The sequence below is a fragment of the Sphingobium sp. KCTC 72723 genome, from assembly GCF_014280435.1.
In the GTDB taxonomy this organism is placed as follows: Bacteria; Pseudomonadota; Alphaproteobacteria; order Sphingomonadales; family Sphingomonadaceae; genus Sphingobium.
Genome location: NZ_CP060388.1, coordinates 2,092,464 through 2,110,159, shown reverse-complemented (window position 1 = coordinate 2,110,159; position 17,696 = coordinate 2,092,464). Strand labels below are relative to the sequence as shown.

The 17,696-nt window shown below is 63.9% G+C and carries 15 protein-coding genes; 12 read left to right on the top strand and 3 right to left on the bottom strand.

Annotated elements, in window-relative coordinates:
* Positions 1-2: 2 nt before the first annotated feature.
* Positions 3-1,169, bottom strand: a complete 1,167-nt coding sequence (rnd, locus tag SPBM01_RS10450; RefSeq protein WP_188065426.1) for a ribonuclease D — start codon at positions 1,167-1,169, stop codon at positions 3-5.
* A gap of 127 nt (positions 1,170-1,296) precedes the next feature.
* Between rnd and aspS the strand changes: the two genes are divergently transcribed.
* The 5 genes from aspS (at position 1,297) to SPBM01_RS10425 (ending at position 7,359) form a co-directional block, all read left to right on the top strand.
* Entirely contained in the window at positions 1,297-3,081 is a 1,785-nt protein-coding gene (gene aspS / locus SPBM01_RS10445; protein ID WP_188065425.1) for an aspartate--tRNA ligase, read from the top strand.
* 96 nt (positions 3,082-3,177) lie between these two features.
* Positions 3,178-3,969, top strand: a complete 792-nt coding sequence (locus SPBM01_RS10440) for a polyphosphate kinase 2 family protein (protein WP_188065424.1) — start codon at positions 3,178-3,180, stop codon at positions 3,967-3,969.
* An 84-nt stretch (positions 3,970-4,053) separates the two neighbouring features.
* Positions 4,054-5,379, top strand: a complete 1,326-nt coding sequence (locus SPBM01_RS10435) for a methyl-accepting chemotaxis protein (protein ID WP_188065423.1) — start codon at positions 4,054-4,056, stop codon at positions 5,377-5,379.
* 73 nt (positions 5,380-5,452) lie between these two features.
* Positions 5,453-5,638 carry a hypothetical protein gene (locus SPBM01_RS10430; protein WP_188065422.1) on the top strand — a complete coding sequence of 62 codons (186 nt, stop codon included), beginning with the start codon at positions 5,453-5,455 and terminating at the stop codon, positions 5,636-5,638.
* 116 nt (positions 5,639-5,754) lie between these two features.
* Positions 5,755-7,359 (top strand): GMC family oxidoreductase, encoded by a 1,605-nt coding sequence (locus tag SPBM01_RS10425; RefSeq protein ID WP_188065421.1) that lies wholly within the window; start codon positions 5,755-5,757, stop codon positions 7,357-7,359.
* A 102-nt stretch (positions 7,360-7,461) separates the two neighbouring features.
* Here the strand turns inward: SPBM01_RS10425 and SPBM01_RS10420 are convergent, their stop codons facing one another.
* Positions 7,462-7,947 (bottom strand): GreA/GreB family elongation factor, encoded by a 486-nt coding sequence (locus SPBM01_RS10420; protein ID WP_188065420.1) that lies wholly within the window; start codon positions 7,945-7,947, stop codon positions 7,462-7,464.
* A gap of 133 nt (positions 7,948-8,080) precedes the next feature.
* Positions 8,081-10,165 (bottom strand): lytic transglycosylase domain-containing protein, encoded by a 2,085-nt coding sequence (locus tag SPBM01_RS10415; RefSeq protein ID WP_188065419.1) that lies wholly within the window; start codon positions 10,163-10,165, stop codon positions 8,081-8,083.
* A gap of 99 nt (positions 10,166-10,264) precedes the next feature.
* Here SPBM01_RS10415 and dapA point away from each other — a divergent pair, with 99 nt between their 5' ends.
* The 7 genes from dapA to SPBM01_RS10380 all read left to right on the top strand — a co-directional run bounded on the left by dapA (position 10,265) and on the right by SPBM01_RS10380 (position 17,510).
* Entirely contained in the window at positions 10,265-11,143 is an 879-nt protein-coding gene (gene dapA / locus SPBM01_RS10410; RefSeq protein WP_188065418.1) for a 4-hydroxy-tetrahydrodipicolinate synthase, read from the top strand.
* 44 nt (positions 11,144-11,187) lie between these two features.
* Complete coding sequence (gene smpB, locus SPBM01_RS10405) at positions 11,188-11,670, top strand: SsrA-binding protein SmpB (protein ID WP_188065417.1); 483 nt, start codon at positions 11,188-11,190, stop codon at positions 11,668-11,670.
* Positions 11,670-12,278: a DUF2062 domain-containing protein gene (locus tag SPBM01_RS10400; RefSeq protein ID WP_188065416.1), complete on the top strand. Its 609-nt coding sequence runs from the start codon at positions 11,670-11,672 to the stop codon at positions 12,276-12,278. The genes smpB and SPBM01_RS10400 overlap by 1 nt, the downstream gene beginning before the upstream one ends.
* A gap of 45 nt (positions 12,279-12,323) precedes the next feature.
* Entirely contained in the window at positions 12,324-14,789 is a 2,466-nt protein-coding gene (locus tag SPBM01_RS10395; protein ID WP_188065655.1) for an ATP-binding protein, read from the top strand.
* Between the two features lie 86 nt (positions 14,790-14,875).
* Positions 14,876-15,235, top strand: coding sequence for a response regulator (locus tag SPBM01_RS10390; RefSeq protein WP_188065415.1), 360 nt, complete (start codon positions 14,876-14,878; stop codon positions 15,233-15,235).
* 99 nt (positions 15,236-15,334) lie between these two features.
* A complete protein-coding gene (recA, locus tag SPBM01_RS10385) occupies positions 15,335-16,408 on the top strand; it encodes a recombinase RecA (protein WP_188065414.1) in 1,074 nt (357 codons plus the stop codon).
* A gap of 316 nt (positions 16,409-16,724) precedes the next feature.
* The gene (locus tag SPBM01_RS10380; RefSeq protein ID WP_188065413.1) at positions 16,725-17,510 is read left to right on the top strand and encodes a transglutaminase-like domain-containing protein; all 786 of its coding nucleotides are present in this window, start codon (positions 16,725-16,727) and stop codon (positions 17,508-17,510) included.
* The last annotated feature ends 186 nt before the right edge of the window (positions 17,511-17,696 follow it).

Genomic DNA, 17,696 nt, shown 5'->3' with positions numbered 1-17,696 from the left:
GCTTACTCCGTCCGGGTCATTTTCAAACGCCCGCCCTTGACCGCGAACGCCAGCCGCCCTTCGACCAGATCGACCGCATCGCGACCAAATTGTTCGTAACGCCAGCCTTCTAGGATCGACAGATCGTCCCGCACGCCCGCTGCCAGCGCCTCGATGTCATCCGAACGGGCGAGCAGGCGAGACGCTACATTGATGTCGCGCGACCGGATCTTGAGCAGCAGCTTGAGCAGGTCGGCGACCAGCGCGCCATCCTTGCCCAGACCCGGACGACGCGGTTCGCGGTCGGGCATGTCGTCCTTGCCCAGCGGCTGTTGCTTGGCGATCGCACTCATCAACCGCGCGCCGATGTCGTTGGTGCGCCATGTCGCGGACAGGCCGCGCACCTTGCCCAGATCATCCTGCGTGCGGGGCGGGTGGCTGGCAATGTCGGCCAGCGTCTCATCCTTGACGATGCGCCCGCGCGGCAAATTCTTGTCCTGTGCCTCGATCTCACGCCATGCCGCCAGCGCTTTCAGGCGGCCCAGCACATCGGCCTTCTTGCTGGCGATGCGGACGCGCTTCCACGCTTCGTCCGGGTTGTTTTCATAATTGGACGGATCGCTGATCCGCTCCATTTCCTGGTCCAGCCAGTCGCCACGCCCGGTCTTGCGCAATTCTTCCAGCATCTTGGGGAAGATCTGGATGAGGTAAGTGACGTCGCCGATCGCATAGTCGATCTGCCGCTTGTCCAGCGGACGGCGCGCCCAATCGGTAAAGCGCGCCCCCTTGTCCAACTGCACGCCCATCCATGCTTCGACCAGATTGCCGTAACCAATTTGTTCGCCCAGCCCCAATGCCATCGCTGCGATCTGGGTATCGAACATCGGGTGCGGGGTCTTGCCAGTCAGGTTGTGGACGATTTCAATGTCCTGCCCGCCCGCGTGAAAGACCTTCAGCACATCCTCATTCTCGCACATCAGGTCGAGCAGGGGTTTAAGGTCGATGCCCGGTGCCTTCGGGTCGATCGCGGCGGCCTCATGCGGGTCGGCGACCTGGACCAGGCACAGTTCGGGCCAATAGCTGTTTTCGCGCATGAATTCGGTATCAACCGCGATGTAGGGGGATTTTGCGATGCGGGCGCAGAAATCGGCCAGTGTCTTGCTGTCGGTAATCAGCGGATGAATTTGCATATGGTCTTCGATCTTATTATGGGCTGGCCCGCGCCCCGGCGGGCTGGTCGATAGTCGACAAGGCAGGCCATAGCCGGACTGCAACAATTTGTCATATCCGTAAACGAAGCTGAAAGAGCAAAACGCCATGCACGCCTATCGCACCCACACTTGCGGCGCCCTTCGTGAAGCCGATGTCGGCGCGAGCGTGCGCCTGTCCGGCTGGGTGCATCGCAAACGCGATCATGGCGGCGTGCTGTTCATCGACCTGCGCGACCATTATGGCCTGACGCAGGTCGTGGCGAAGGCTGACAGCGAAGCGCTGCGCATCCTCGACGGGCTGCGGGCCGAATCGGTCGTGACGATCGACGGCATGGTCGTCGCGCGCGGTCCCGAAGCGACCAACCCCAAAATGGCGACCGGCACGATCGAAGTCGTCGCCGACAGCGTGATCGTGCTGTCCACCGCCGCCGAATTGCCCCTGCCGGTGGCGGGGGAGCAGGATTATCCCGAAGACATCCGCCTGCGCTATCGCTTCCTCGACCTGCGGCGCGAAACGCTGCACGGCAACATCGTCAAGCGGACGAAGATCATTTCCGACATGCGCCGCCGCATGGAAGACGCAGGCTTCACCGAATATTCGACGCCGATCCTGACCGCGTCCAGCCCCGAAGGCGCGCGCGACTTCCTCGTCCCCAGCCGCATCCATGCGGGCAAATTCTACGCCCTGCCGCAGGCGCCCCAGCAATATAAGCAATTGCTGATGGTCGCAGGCTTCGACCGCTATTTCCAGATCGCCCCCTGCTTCCGCGACGAAGACCCGCGCGCCGACCGGCTGCCCGGCGAATTTTACCAGCTCGACCTGGAAATGAGCTTCGTCACCCAGGAAGAAGTGTGGGACACGATGGAGCCGGTGATCGCCCAGATCTTCGAAAAGTTCGCCGAGGGCAAGCCAGTGACGCCAGCAGGCAGCTTCCGCCGAATTCCGCACGCTGACGCTCTGCTGAAATATGGTAGCGACAAGCCCGACCTGCGCAACCCGATCGAAATCATGGACGTGACCATTCATTTCGTCGGTTCAGGCTTCGGCATTTTCGCCTCGCTGGTCGAAAGCGGCGCAAAGATCCGCGCGATCCCGGCACCCGGCGCAGGCGCTGGCAGCCGCAAATTCTTCGACGAAATGAACAATTGGGCGCGGGGCGAGGGCTATTCTGGCCTTGGCTATATCAACATCAAGGACGGCGTGCCGGGCGGCCCGATCGCCAAGAATCACGGCGAGGAAGCGACCGCGAAACTGGTCGCAGCGCTCGGCCTTGGCGCGAATGACGGCGTGTTCTTCGCCGCTGGCAAGGAAAGCCAGGCGGCCAAGCTGGCAGGCCTCGCCCGCACCCGCGTCGGCGAAACGCTCGACCTGATCGACAAGGACCGCTTCGACCTGTGCTGGATCGTCGATTTCCCCTTCTACGAATATGATGAGGACGCAAAGTCGGTCGACTTCGCGCACAACCCCTTCTCCATGCCGCAGGGTGGCCTCGACGCGCTGAACAATCAGGATCCGCTGACCATCAATGCGTTCCAGTACGACATGGTCTGCAACGGCTTCGAAATCGCGTCCGGCTCGATCCGTAACCAGTCGCCCGAATTGATGGTCAAGGCGTTCGAACTGGTCGGCCTGTCCAAGGCGGATGTGGAGGAACGCTTCGGCGGCCTCTACCGCGCCTTCCAGTACGGCGCGCCCCCGCATGGCGGCATGGCCGCTGGCGTCGATCGTATCGTGATGCTGCTGTGCGGCGCGCAGAACCTGCGCGAAATCACGCTGTTCCCGATGAACCAGAAGGCCGAAGACCTGCTGATGGGTGCGCCCAGCGCGGCGGAATTCAAGCAATTGCGCGAACTGCATGTGCGCGTGGTGGAGCCTGCTACGAAGGGGTAAAAGCCACCCCCCGTTCACCCTGAGCTTGTCGAAGGGTCTTTCTTCTTTCAAAGAAGGAGGGGGCTTCGACAGGCTCAGCCCGAACGGAGTTGAGTGATGACGATCGATCTGAAAGATTATGAATCCGCGCCGAAATATGATGGCGATTATGACGCGACGCTGGCCGCCTTGCAGGAACGGCTGGCCAAGATTCAGGTCGCGCATATCATCCACAAGCGCCGCAGCGTCATCCTGCTGGAAGGATGGGACGCAGCGGGCAAGGGCGGCATCATCAAGCGGATGAGCGCGGACTGGGATCCGCGCTATTTTCAGGTCCACCCCATATCCGCGCCCAATGAAGTGGAGCGCGACCATCATTTCCTCTGGCGTTTCTGGACCCGCCTGCCCGCCAGCGGCAACATCGCGATCTTCGACCGCAGCTGGTATGGCCGGGTGCTGGTGGAGCGGGTCGAGGGGTTTTGCAGCAAGGCCGACTGGAAGCGCGGCTATGACGAAATCAACGCCTTCGAAAAGCAGCAGGTCGATGCTGGCATGAACATCGTCAAATTGTTCGTCCACATCACGCAGGATACGCAGGACAAGCAACTGGCCGAGCGGCTGGACACGCCATGGAAGCGGTGGAAGACCGGCGCGGACGATTATCGCAACCGGGCGAGACGCGCCGATTATCTCGACGCGATGCACGCGATGTTCAAGAAAACCGATACGAAACATGCCCCCTGGCACGTCATCGACAACAACCATCGCAAGGGCGGACGCATCGCTGCGCTGACCTATATCGCGGAACGGCTGGAGGCTTTGGTGCCGATGGATTTTCCCGTCGCCGATCCCGCTGTCGTAAAGCTGGCGCAGGACGCATTTGGTTATGAAGCCAGCGCCGCCAAATAAAATACAGCAAAAACAATTGTTTGTAACAAAAACGTCATGAAATTCTAACGGCTCGTTTACCATCGGGCTGCTAGGGACGACGGCATGTTTCACGACCCTATGTCCATGTCGCTGTCCATGTCAGACGCGCCCGATGCGGCTGATCTGCCGCTGGGGCAGGCGCCGCCGGTGATCGCGCTGGGCTGCCCGCTCAGCGAAGCGGTCGATCATTTCCAGAATGATTCGGCGTTGCGCCTGTTGCCGGTGCTGGATGCGCAGGACCGCCCGGCAGGCGCGATCTACGAACGCGACATGCGGCAGATATTGTTCAATCCCTTCGGCCACGCCCTGCTGCGCAACCCCAGTTTCGGCGGGCGGCTGGACGATCATGTCCGCCCCTGCGCCACTGTCGACCGGGGGGCGAGCATCAATGCGCTGATCGACCTTTTCGCCGCGCAGGGGACGGCTTGTGACGGGCTGATCGTCACGCAGGATGGGCGCTATGCCGGGGTGCTGGACGGCGCATTGCTGTTGCGGCTGACGGCGCGGCGGGACGCGCGCGTGGCACTGGCGCGCAGCGCGCGGGTCGAACGGATCACGCATGAAAGCGGTGCGTTTCAGGGCGATGTGGCCGCGTTGATCGCGGACATGGTGGCGATGGCGGACCAGTTGTCGGCCTTGGCGACGCAGGCGGCGCAGCGCGCGGCGGGTGATGGCACAGACAGCGCGGCGATGGCGGTGGCCGCCGCGCAGACCGCCGACCGGCTGGCGGGAATCGCGGCGGGCGGCATGGAACTGGGCCAGATATTCCAGGCAATGGAAAGCGAGGCGCGCGACGCCGGTGCCGCCATGCGCGACGCGGCGGCGCATAGTCGCGCGGGCGTGACGCAGAGTGAGGCGCTGCGCACCGAATCGGAGGGGATAGGCGAAGTCGTGGCCCTCATCGACACGATCGCGCGGGCGACCGCGATGCTGGCGCTCAACGCAGGGATAGAGGCGGCACGCGCCGGGGAGGCGGGGCAGGGCTTTGCCGTGGTCGCGCGCGAAGTGAAGTCGCTGGCGCAGCAGACCCGCGACGCAGCGGCGGGCATCGCCGGGCGGATCGCTCATGTCCGTGCGACCGTGGCCGACGTCGCGGCGGGCCATGCGCAGATGGACGTGGCGATGACGCGCGCTGATCGCCTGTCTGCCGCGCTGTTCGACGCAATCGCCCGGCAGGGCGCGTTCAGCCGCGCGATCGCCGACAGCGTGGCGGAGGCCGGATCGTCCAGCGACCATATCCGCACCGGAGCGCAGGCGATCAGCGACAATGCCGATGCGACGGCGCTGGGCGCGCGGGCAATGCAATCGGTCGCGCAACAACTGGCCGGGGAAGCGCACCGGCTGGAAGCCCGCGCGGGCGGCTTCATCGCGGCCATCCGCGCGGCCTGATTATCTGCACAAAGCCTCTGGCGCGGCGCGAAAAGGACGATAGGCTGTGCATCCATAATAAGGAGAGGAAGCCATGCTCGTCATGTTCGTCGGCACTGACCGCACCGAAACCGCCGTCAACGCTTCGCAAGTCACCTTCGTCTCATCCGTCAATGACGGCACCCGCATCCGCTTTGGCGAAGGGCGCAGCGTGACCGTGACCGAACCCATCGGCGAAGTGCTGGAAAGCCTCAACCGATCCCTGCGACCGCACGAATAGATAGGCTTTCCATGCGTCCCGGCCCGCGCAACAGCGCGCCGGGACGACATATCGCCCGCCCGGCTTGCGGCGGGTGACCCTTTCGCGCCATGGTTGTGGGCGGAGAAAGAAAGCATATGCCCCGCGATTTTGGCCGCTATGACTATATCATCCTGGGCGCGGGCAGCGCGGGCTGCGTGCTGGCCAACCGGCTGAGCGCCGATCCGCGCAACCGCGTGCTGTTGCTGGAGGCGGGCGGCAAGGACGACTGGCTGTGGATCAAGGTGCCGGTCGGCTATCTCTATTGCATCGGTAATCCCCGCACCGACTGGTGCTTCGCGACGCAGGAGGAGGCCGGACTGGGCGGCCGGTCGATCGGCTATCCGCGCGGGCGCGTGCTGGGCGGCTCCTCCTCGATCAACGGCATGATCTATATGCGGGGTCAGGCGCGCGACTATGATGGCTGGCGGCAGGCGGGCAATATCGGCTGGGGCTGGGACGATGTGCTGCCCTTCTTCACGCGGGCGCAGGATCATTACGGCGGCCTGAGCGATGCGCATGGCGCAGGCGGCGAAATCCGGGTCGAGCGGCAGCGGCTGCGCTGGGACTTGCTGGAAAAATTCCGCGCGGCCGCGTTGCAATATGGCGTGCCGCACAGCGCCGATTTCAATGGCGGCGACAATCTGGGGTCGGGCTATTTCGAAGTGACGCAGCGGCGCGGGCGGCGGTGGAGCGCAGCGGATGCGTTCCTGCGCCCGGCAATGCAACGGCCCAATTTGCGCGTCATTACCGGGGCGAGCATCGACAAGCTGCTGGTGGAACAGCGTCGCGCGGTCGGCGTGCGCTTTCTGCTGGACGGGCAGCCGTGCGAAGCGCGCACGGCAGGCGAAGTGTTGCTGAGCGCCGGAGCGATCGGCTCACCCGCCATTCTCCAGCGGTCGGGCATTGGCGACGGCAGCAAGCTGGCGGCGCTGGGGGTGGAGAGCGTCCATCACCTGCCCGGCGTGGGGGAAAATTTGCAGGATCACCTCCAGATCCGCTGTGCCTGGCAAGTGACCGGGGCGGTGACGCTCAATGCGCGCGCCTCGTCCCTGCTGGGCAAGGCATGGATGGGGATGGAATATCTCGCCCGCCGATCCGGGCCGATGGCGATGGCACCCAGCCAGTTGGGGCTGTTCGTCAAATCCAACCCCCGGTTCGAAACCGCGAACCTGCAATATCATGTCCAGCCCTTGAGCCTGGCCGCGTTCGGCGGCGCGCTCGATCCATTTCCCGCCTTTACCGCGAGCGTCTGCAATTTGCGGCCGCAAAGCCGGGGGAGCGTTTGGATCGGGTCCGCCGATCCGCTGGCGGCGCCCGCGATCCGGCCCAATTATCTGTCAGCGGCAGAGGATCAGCGGGTCGCGGTGGAGGCGGTACGAGTGACGCGCGCCATCGTCGGCCAGCCCGCACTCGCCCCCTATGCCCCGCGCGAGTTTCGCCCTGGCCCGGAGCGGGACGATGATGCAGCGATACTGGAGGGCGTGCGCGCGATCGCCAGCAGCATCTTCCACCCCGTCGGCACAGCGGCGATGGGAACGGGAACGCGCGCCGTGGTCGACGCGCAATTGCGGGTCCATGGGCTGGACGGGTTGCGCGTGGTCGATACGTCGGTGATGCCCACGATCATATCGGGCAACACCAATGCGCCGGTGATGATGATCGCGGAAAAGGCGGCGGCGATGGTGCTGGGGCGGCACTGATATATTACCGTCATGCCAGCGAAGGCTGGCATCTCTCTTTTCTTTGCGAATGTTGCGTTAGAGGAAGTGAGATCCCAGCTTTCGCTGGAATGCCGGGCGCTTTCACCCCGGATACACTATCCCCATAACCTCATATTCCTTTTCGCCCGACGGCAGCACCACCCGGCGCAGGTCGCCCACGCCCGCCCCGCGCAGCGCGCGGGCGATGGGAGAACTCCAGCCGATCCGCCCGGCGTCGATGTCGGTTTCGTCATTGCCGACCAGCGTGACGGTGCGATGATTGTCATCTTCGTCCGCGATGGTGACGGTCGCGCCGAAATAGACGCGCGCCTTGTCCGGCTGCTGCCGGGCATCGACGACCTTGGCGTCCTTCATCTTCCTCGACAGGCGCTTCAACTGAAAGTCGATTTCACGCATCCGCTTGCGACCATAAAGATAGTCGCCATTTTCGCTGCGGTCGCCATTCCCCGCCGCCCAACTCACCACCTCGACAATCGCGGGGCGCTCGACGCCCAGCAGATGGTCATATTCCGCCCGCAATTTCGCGAAACCCTCAGGCGAGATATAATTGGGATAGGGGGTGGTCATGGGCCTGTCCTAGTCCCGGCTTTCGCCTTCGTCATCCCGGACTTGATCCGGGATCCCGCTTCTTCTTTCCCTGTCTGAAAAAGAAAGCGGGATTCCGGGTCAGGCCCGGAATGACGGAAACGAGGGAAGCCCTTCACCCCGGCGTCTGTTTCCCCAGATAGCGGCTCAGCACCGCGCTCGTGCCGCGAAACTTCGCCCGTTCCGGGTTCATCGCTTCGTAGACGACGGCATTTTCCAGCACCCGCTGCACATAGTTGCGCGTCTCGAGAATCGGGATCTGCTCGATCCAGCGCAGCATGTCCGCGCCGGGCAGGCGCGGGTCGCCATTGGCGCGGATCCATTTGTTCACATTGCCCGGCCCGGCATTATAGGCCGCCACCGCCAACGGATAAGCGCCGCCATAATAGTCCAGCATCCGTTGGAAATAGCCCGAACCCAGCATGATATTATAGCTGGGATCATTGAGCGAGGCGGGCGCATAGCCCATGCCCATCTTGCCCGCCTGCTCCCGCGCGGTGCCGGGCATCAACTGCATCAGGCCGCGCGCGCCCGCATGGGACACGATCTGCCGGTCGAACTGGCTTTCCTGCCGGGCGATGGCGTGGATCATGGTCCAGCTATATTGCGCTTGCGCGGGGACGGGGACGCGCGGGAAAGCGCTGGTGCCATAGCCGGTCAGGCCGCTCGACACGGCGCGACGACCCACCATCACCCCCATGTCGGGGCGACCGATGCTCTGCGCCAGTTGCGCGGCAAGGAAATGGTCGGCGTCGCTGTCGGCATTGTTGGCGATGGCGCGGGCGAATTTGCTCTGGTCCTCCCAATAGCCCATCTGCCCCAGCGCCTTGACCGCGCGGACGACCGATCGCTGGTCGAAAGCCGCGCGTTCCGCGACAGAAATCGGCACCGGGCGATCGACCGTGGCGGGAGGCGGGATCGGCCGACCCAGCCGTTCGAGCGCCAACTGGCCGTAAAACTGATCGGGGAAAACCCCCGCCTGCGCGAAATAGCTGTTGGCCGTGGCCGCATCACCCCCGACCAATGCCGCGCGGCCCGCCCAATAATAGCCCTTGGACTTGGTCTGGGGCGATTTGGCGGCGTCGGCATAGCGGCGGAACATGACGACCGCGTCGGCAGGGCGATTGAGATTGTAGAAGGCCGTCGATCCGGCCAGCCAGGCCAGGCTGGTATAATCGTCGCGCTCGCCGATCGGCCGGTCGCTGATGTCGGTGCCGGGGGCATAGGCATCGTCGATCTTGCTGGCGATGCCATAGGCAAAGCTCCACTGGCTGTCATTGGCGGCGGCGCGCGCCTGCCCCAGCAGCAGCTCGTAGAATTTCTCGACATTGGCGGGGCGGTAGGCAACGGCGCTGCGGTTGGCCAGATATTGGCGCGCGCCGATCCAGTTGCCGCTGTCGCGCAGCCACGCTGCCTTGTCGACGATGAAGCCCGCATCGCTTTCACCCTGCGCCTGCGCTGCCTGCATCAGCATCGCGGCATCGGGTGCCTTGCGGCGCAGTGCGACGCGCGCCTGATAGACCGGGCGGCGCGCCGGGCTGACATAGGCCATCATCCGGTCCGCGCCGCCGGTGTCATTGCCCCACAACAGCATGTCGGCGCGCTGGTCATGATCGGCAGGCGACAGGGTGGACCCGAATAGCGACAGCAGCCGCGCTTCGTCGGCAACGCTCAGCGATCCGCCGATCCACGCATTGCGCGCGGCGACGCGCGCTTCGTCCATGCGACTCATCTGCATCAGCGCGGTGGCATTACGCGCATGGCCGGTGGCGGTGCGGGCGGGGAAGCGGGCGAAGAAGGCCGTGACTTGGCGCGGGTCATAGCTGTCGGGGTTGATCCCGGTTTCGGCCAGACGGCGCATCCGGTCCTCCCCCGGCCAGCCGGGATTGGTCAGCATGAAACTGGCAAAAGTGGAAAAGCCCATGCCGTCGCTCTGCTGAAGGCTGCGCCACTGGGCGATGATCGACGCGATGCTGCCGTCGCTGGGCTGGCCCACGCGCGCGGCGACCTGATTCCAGGGCGAGGGGTGATTGTCCGCCTGCGGCAACGGCTGGACGATGGCGCCGGGCGGGAAGGGGGACGGGGCGGCAGGCTGCCTTTCCGTCTGGGCGCTGGCGCCTGCGGTGAAAAGCAAAAGGGCAATAAGGGGCATACGAATCATGTAACTTTCGACAGGAGGGGGCGTCGACATGCTGGACATAATCGCAATTGCATCCTTATCAGGCCCTGAATGACGCGCTATAGCGCGCCGCTTGACCGATCATGCCCCGGCCGCCCGGAGAATTGAAGGAGTTTAATCATGTTTTCCGGCTCGATTCCGGCTCTGGTGACCCCGTTTCGCGACGGCGCGGTGGATGAGGCCGCGTTTCGCGCGCTGGTCGACTGGCAAATTGCGGAAGGATCGAGTGCGCTCGTGCCGTGCGGCACGACGGGCGAAAGCGCGACGATGACGGTCGATGAGCATAATCGCGTCATCGCCATTTGCGTCGATCAGGCCGCTGGGCGCGTGCCGGTGATCGCTGGTTGCGGGTCCAACGACACCCGCATCGCGCTGGAACATATGTACGCCGCGCAAGGGGCGGGGGCGGACGCGGCGCTGGTGGTCGCGCCTTATTATAACAAGCCCAATCAGGACGGCGTCTATCAGCATTTCGCTTACCTTGCCGAACGCTGCGCCCTGCCGATCGTGCTGTATAATGTTCCCAGCCGCACCATCACCGACATTGGCGTGCCGGTCATCCACCGCCTGTCGGAAGAATTTCAGACGATCGTGGGAATCAAGGACGCTACCGGGAATCTGGGGCGTGTCAGCGCACAGCGACTCGCCTGCCGCCCGGATTTCTGCCAGCTGTCGGGGAATGACGAAACCGCGCTGGGATTCAACGCCATGGGCGGCAAGGGGTGCATTTCGGTCACTGCCAATGTCGCGCCGCGTCTGGTCGCCGAATTTCAGGCCGCCTGCGCCGCCCATGATTGGGATGGTGCATTGGCGTTGCAGGATCGTCTCTACCCCTTGCATGATGCCCTGTTCAGCGATTCTTCACCTGGCCCTGTCAAATATGCGCTTACGCGCGTTCGGCCCGACATGCCCGGCGACGTCCGGCTGCCAATCACATGGCCGTCGGAATCCAGCCGGGCGGCGGTCGACCGCGCATTGGAGATTGCAGGACTGGTTTGAACGTCCTGCAACCCTATATAGTGAAGTGAGTTAGTTCAGGAACCATGGCCCGCCCGCGTACCGCCACATTCGACAAGAAGAAGATCGTCGCCGAAAACCGGCGCGCGCGCTTTGACTATTTCATCGAGGATGTGTTCGAAGCGGGCATCGCGTTGCAGGGGACCGAGGTCAAGGCGCTGCGCGGCGGCGAAGGCAATATCGCCGAAAGCTATGCCGAGGTGAAGGGCAATCAGGTGTTTCTGGTGAACAGCAACATCCCCGAATATAGCCATGGCAACCGCGAGAATCATGAACCCAAGCGGCCCCGCAAGCTGTTGCTGCATGAACGCGAGATCGAAAAGATGCACAGCGCCGTGTCGCGCAAGGGCATGACGCTGGTGCCGCTGATGATCTATTTCAACAGCACCGGCCGGGCCAAGATCGAGCTGGCGCTGGCCAAGGGCAAGCAGAATCACGACAAGCGCGAAACGATCAAGGATCGCGACTGGAAGCGCGACCAGCAGCGCATCATGCGGGACAAGGGCTGATGAGCCACGGTCAGAATCGCACGAGACTGGCCCGTTGGTGGCACGCGAACGCGCCGACTCGCGAAAGCCTGGAACATAACAGGTTTCTGGCCCCCGTCGCGCATCGCGTGCTGGAACCCTCGCTATGGCGCTTTACCCGCCGGTCGGTGCCGCGTGGAGTCGCGCTGGGGCTGCTGGTCGGCATCTTCCTGCTGATCCCCGGCATCCAGATTGCAGGTGCGGCGCTGCTGGCGCTGCCGTTCCGGGCCAATATTCCCGTCGCCGCCGCCATGACATTCCTGTCCAATCCGGCCACGACACCGCTGATCCTGTGGGCGTCGGTCTATATCGGCAACTGGATGCTGGGGCGCAGCGCCGATGCGTCCGGTTTCATGACCCTGGTGGATCATCACGCCTCTATCGGCCAGTGGTGCGCATGGCTGCTGTCCGAAGCCGCCCCCGCCATGCTGCTGGGGCTGGCGATCATTTCGATCGCGGCGGGCGTGATCGGCTTCTTCATCGCCGACTGGGTATGGCGGCACCGCATGGGCCGCAAATGGCACGCGCGCAAATTCAGGATTGGCAAGGCCCATGAAAGCAGCGCATTGGAGGAAGTCGCCCCCGTCTGACGGGGGATGACGCAAATCAGTGTCGATGCAGGGGGAAGGCCGGTCATGGCCGCGCGGGTGAACGGCAAACAGGATGCCTGGCTGAACCAGCCGCAATCGCGGCTGGCTTTGCCGTTGCTGATTGGCGCGGCATTGCTGTCGGCTGGACTTGTTCTCCATGCCGTGGGCAACTGGCCGCTGGCGGCGGGCTTTGCCGCGACCATCATGATCGTCGCGGCGCTGCTGTCCTGGTATCGTCATCTCTATCCGCCGCAGGCCGTGGCTGGCGAGGCCGTGCCGGACTGGACCGTGGCGCGCGCCGTGGCCGATGCCTCGACGCAGGCGATCGCCGTCACCGACCGCAGCGGGCGGCTGGTCTGCGCCAGCGATCTGTTTGGCGAATGGTTTGCGGGCTTCCCCGCGCCGCCGGGCATTACCGGCGACGCAGCCCTGACCGAAAGCCTCACCATCGCCGCGCGCGCGGCATGGCGTGATGGCGACGCGCGAGTGGAGGGCGTGGCGCAGGGCGCGCTGCGGCTCGACATCGACATCGTGCGCACCGGACGGTCGGAAGATTATCTGTTCTGGCGCTTCACCCCGGTACGGCAACCCAGCGCGCTGGACGACGTCAACCGTTTCCTGACCGGGGAAGCGGGACGGCAAATGGGCGAAGCGGGCATCATGGCGCTGATGATCGGCGGCGAAGGGCGCATCCGTGCCGCCAATGGTGCCTTCCTGCTGCGTGCCACCGGGCGGATCGACGCCAACATCATCGGACGCGATTTCGCCGCGCATATGCGGGTGGATGACAAGGGACGGCTGTTCCTGGCGCGCGAGGAGCAGGGCGGATTGCCGCTGCGCCTGTTGCAGGTGCCTTTGAAGCGCGTGGCACAACCCCATGGCACTGCATCAGGCACTGGGCCGGGCGGGGCGCTGACCAGTGCGCAGGGGAGCGCGCAGGATGGGCCGATGCTGCTGCTGCTGATCGACGAACCGGCGGGCGGGGGCGGCACGTCGGCGCTCTCCTATATCGAAACACTGTTGTCGCTGCTGCCCTTTGGCCTTGCCATGGCGGACCGGGACGGGCGGGTGCTGTTCGTCAACAATGCCTTCGCGCGGGTCGCGGGGCTGAAAGCGGGCGACAAGCCCAGCTATCCCGGCGATCTGGTGGTGCGCGAAGATCAGGCGGCGGTGGCCGACGCGGTGCGGCGCTTTGCCGTCGGGCCGCAAATGTCGGGCGACATTGCGGTGCGGATGCGCGACCAGCCCGACGAGCCGATCGCGCTCAGCCTGGCGGGGGTGCGCGGCTTGGGCGAAGCAGCGGTGCTGCTCTCCCTCAAGGACAATAGTGAGGAATCCAAGCTCAAGCGGCAGGTGGCGCAGGCGACCAAGATGCAGGCGATTGGCCAGCTGGCAGGCGGCGTCGCGCATGATTTCAACAATATCCTGACCGCCATCATCGGCCATTGCGACCTGATGCTGATGCGCCACACGCCCGGCGACAGCGATTATGACGATATTCAGCAGATCAAATCGAACAGCAATCGCGCGGCGGGCCTGACACGGCAATTACTCGCTTTCTCGCGCCAGCAGACGTTGCGGCCGCAGATCCTGCAATTGCCCGACATCGTGGCCGACGTGTCCAATCTGCTCAAACGCCTGCTGGGCGAAAATGTGAAGCTGGAAGTCAGCCATGGCCGCAATCTGGGCGCGCTGCGCGCCGACCCCGGCCAGCTGGAACAGGTGATCGTCAATCTGGCGGTCAATGCCCGCGACGCCATGCCGCAGGGCGGGACGGTCAATATCCAGACTTACAGCGTGCCAGCGATCAAGGTGCGCGAAATGCGCCAGCAAATCCTGCCGGTGGGCGATTATACGGCGCTGCGTGTGTCGGACACCGGGCTTGGCATCCCGCCCGACATCCTGGCCAAGATTTTCGAACCATTCTTTACCACCAAGGAACTGGGCAAGGGGACGGGCCTGGGCCTCTCCACCGTCTATGGCATCGTCAAACAGTCGGGCGGCTATATCTTTGCCGAATCCGAACTGGGGCGTGGGGCCAGCTTCGTCATCTATCTGCCGGTCTATGCCGGGTCCGATGTGGATCAGCCCGCGCCGGTCAAGGCAGCGCCTGCACCGCGCGCGGAGACATGGGGGACCGGCACCATATTGCTGGTGGAGGATGAGGATATGGTCCGCGCCGTCGCCGAACGCGCGCTGGTGCGGCAGGGGTATAAGGTGCTGACTGCCAATGATGGCGAACAGGGGCTGGAAGTGCTGGCCGGCGACGTGCCGATCGACCTGCTGATTTCCGACGTGGTGATGCCCAATATGGATGGCCCCGCGATGGTGGCGCAGGCCCGGCGCGCTTTCCCGCACTTGCCGGTCCTGTTCATGTCCGGCTATGCCGAAGAACAGCTGCGCAAGTCGATCGACATTGCCAACGTCGCCTTCCTGCCCAAACCCTTTTCCGTCAGCCAACTGGCGCAGGCGGCCAGCGACGCGATGGCGATGGCGCCGCCTCCCGCCTGAGCTTGCGCTCGATCAAGCCAACAGGGCTGGGCAAGGCGATGGCGATGCGGTAGCGCAACGGGACGTAGAACAGGGGAATGCCGCGAATGTCTGAAGGCAAAAGCATCTTGATCGTCGAGGATGAAGCGATGATCGGCATGATGCTGGAGGATTATCTCGATGCACTGGGCTATCGCCTGCACGCGGTCGCCGCGTCGGTGGAGGAAGCGTGCGACCATGCGCGGGCTGGCGGTTTCGATGCGGCGCTGGTGGATTGCAATCTTCAGGGCGAAAAAAGCTGGCCGGTGGCCGACATATTGGCGCAGGCCGGCGTGCCATTCGTCTTTGCGACCGGCGGAATGGCCGATGACCTGCCGTCCGATCATGCGGGCCGCCCGACCCTGGCCAAACCCTTCACGATCGGCGCAGTCGAACGGGCGCTGGGCAAGATATTGAGCGGGGAATAGGAAATTTCCGTTCCCTTCTTGTTCTAGTAGAACAAAAGCGATACATCAGCATCAAGACGCCGATCGATTCGGCGACCCCGCTTGACAGGAGGTAGGCTGATGACCGCAATGCTCTCACTCATCGATTCCAAGAAGAACGGGACCATGGACAGACAGAAAGCATTGGACGCCGCGCTGGCGCAGATCGACCGCGCCTTTGGCAAGGGCAGCGCGATGAAGCTGGGCAGCCGCGAGAAGCTGGAGATCGAATCGATCTCGTCCGGCTCGCTTGGCCTCGACATCGCGTTGGGCATTGGCGGCCTTCCCAAGGGACGGATCATCGAAATCTATGGCCCGGAAAGTTCGGGCAAGACCACGTTGGCGCTGCATGTCATCGCCGAAGCGCAGAAAAATGGCGGCACGGCGGCGTTCGTCGACGCTGAACATGCGCTCGATCCGGGTTATGCCAAGAAGCTGGGCGTCGATATCGAAGAATTGATCGTGTCGCAGCCCGATACGGGCGAACAGGCACTGGAAATCGTCGATACGCTGGTGCGCTCCAACGCGATCGACGTGCTGGTGATTGACTCCGTCGCGGCGCTGGTGCCGCGTGCGGAAATCGAGGGGGAGATGGGCGACAGCCATGTCGGCCTCCAGGCCCGCTTGATGAGCCAGGCGCTGCGCAAGCTGACAGGTTCGATCTCGCGTTCCAAATGCATGGTCATCTTCATCAACCAGGTTCGCATGAAGATCGGCGTGATGTATGGTAACCCGGAAACGACGACCGGCGGCAATGCGCTGAAATTCTACGCCTCGGTTCGGCTCGACATCCGGCGCACTGGCCAGATCAAGGATCGCGACGACATCGTCGGCAACGCGACCCGCGTGAAGGTGGTCAAGAACAAGGTCGCACCGCCGTTCAAGCAGGTCGAATTCGACATCATGTATGGCGAAGGCATTTCCAAGATCGGCGAGATTCTCGATCTGGGCGTCAAGGCCGGGATCGTCGAGAAATCGGGTGCCTGGTTCTCCTACGATTCGGTTCGTGTGGGGCAGGGGCGTGAAAACGCCAAGACCTTCCTCAAGGCGCATCCCGAAATGGCCGATCGTCTGGAAAAGGCGATCCGGGGCAAGACCGATGTAGTCGCCGAAGCCATGATTGCCGGACCCGAAGCGGAGGATGATGACGAATAAGCGCTGATCGCCCGCCCGGCCGGATCAGTCGGGCATGGCTCTGGCGCGGCACCGTCCGCCTGTCGTTTCACGCACCGAAAAGGCCCGCCGCGTCATGTCGCGCAGCGGGCCTTTTACCGTCGACAGCGCGCGCGTCCGGTGCGTCCGTCCATTTCGCTCACAAGCGCCGCCTGCCTTTTGCGACAAAGCGCAACCCAGTCCTATCGCGCGCTTGCTCTCTGCCTGCACGACCGCGATGTTTCTTGTCGCGGCGCGGGGGCCAATTGGCACCGACCCGCGTTATCCGGTTTCCGTCCCACTGAAAGGCACAACTCCCATGCGCGTCGCGATCGAGGCGATACTGGATTATGACTTCGCCGAACCGACCGACGTGCTGCTGGCGGTGGAGGCCGCGGCCATGCCCGACCAGCGCATCGTCGATCAGTCGCACATCATCAACAATGCAGGGCCGCTGACCAACAAGGTGGGGGGCAGCGGTGTGGGTCGTCGCACCTGGACCCGCACCGGCACCGGGCGGATGGTCAGCACTTACCGCGCGACGGTGGATGTCGAGCGGCCAACGGTCGACCTGGCGTCTCTCTCCAAAAGCCCGCTGCCCAGCCTGCCCGAAGAAGTGCTGCCCTTCATCTGGCCCAGCCGCTATTGCGAAGCGGACCGTTTCGTCAGCTTCGTGTGCGGCCACTTCCCCGATCTGGAAGGGGGAGCGCTGGTGCTGGCGCTGCGCGACTGGGTCCAGCAAAATCTGACTTACGCCTCTGGTAGCTCCGACGGGACCACCAGCGCCGCCGACACTTTCGTCGCGCAACAGGGTGTCTGCCGCGATTTCGCGCACCTGACCGCCGCGCTCATCCGGTCGCGCGACATTCCCGCCCGCCTCGTGTCGGTCTATGCGCTTGGCCTCGATCCGCCAGATTTCCATGCGGTTGTCGAAGTGTGGCTCGACGGTGCCTGGCATCTGGTCGATGCGACCGCGCTGGCCCCGGTCGAAACCATGGTCCGCATCGCCGTGGGCCGCGACGCCACCGACATCGCCTTCATGACCATCTTTGGCGGTGGCATGATGAACGCGCAATCGATCACGGTGACGCAGCTGGAGGGGTAGGGGGTGGCGAGCCTCCAGCCCCTCTTCGTTCGTCGCGTAATCCTGTCAGAGCCTGCTAGTCTCCACCAATGAGGGGCTATCGCTATTTTGGCGCGACACAATTCGTCATCGCGCTATTTTTCAGCGGTACGAGCGCTGGGCTAGGCCGTATCGGCGTCACATTACCGCCGGAGGCATATCTCGATC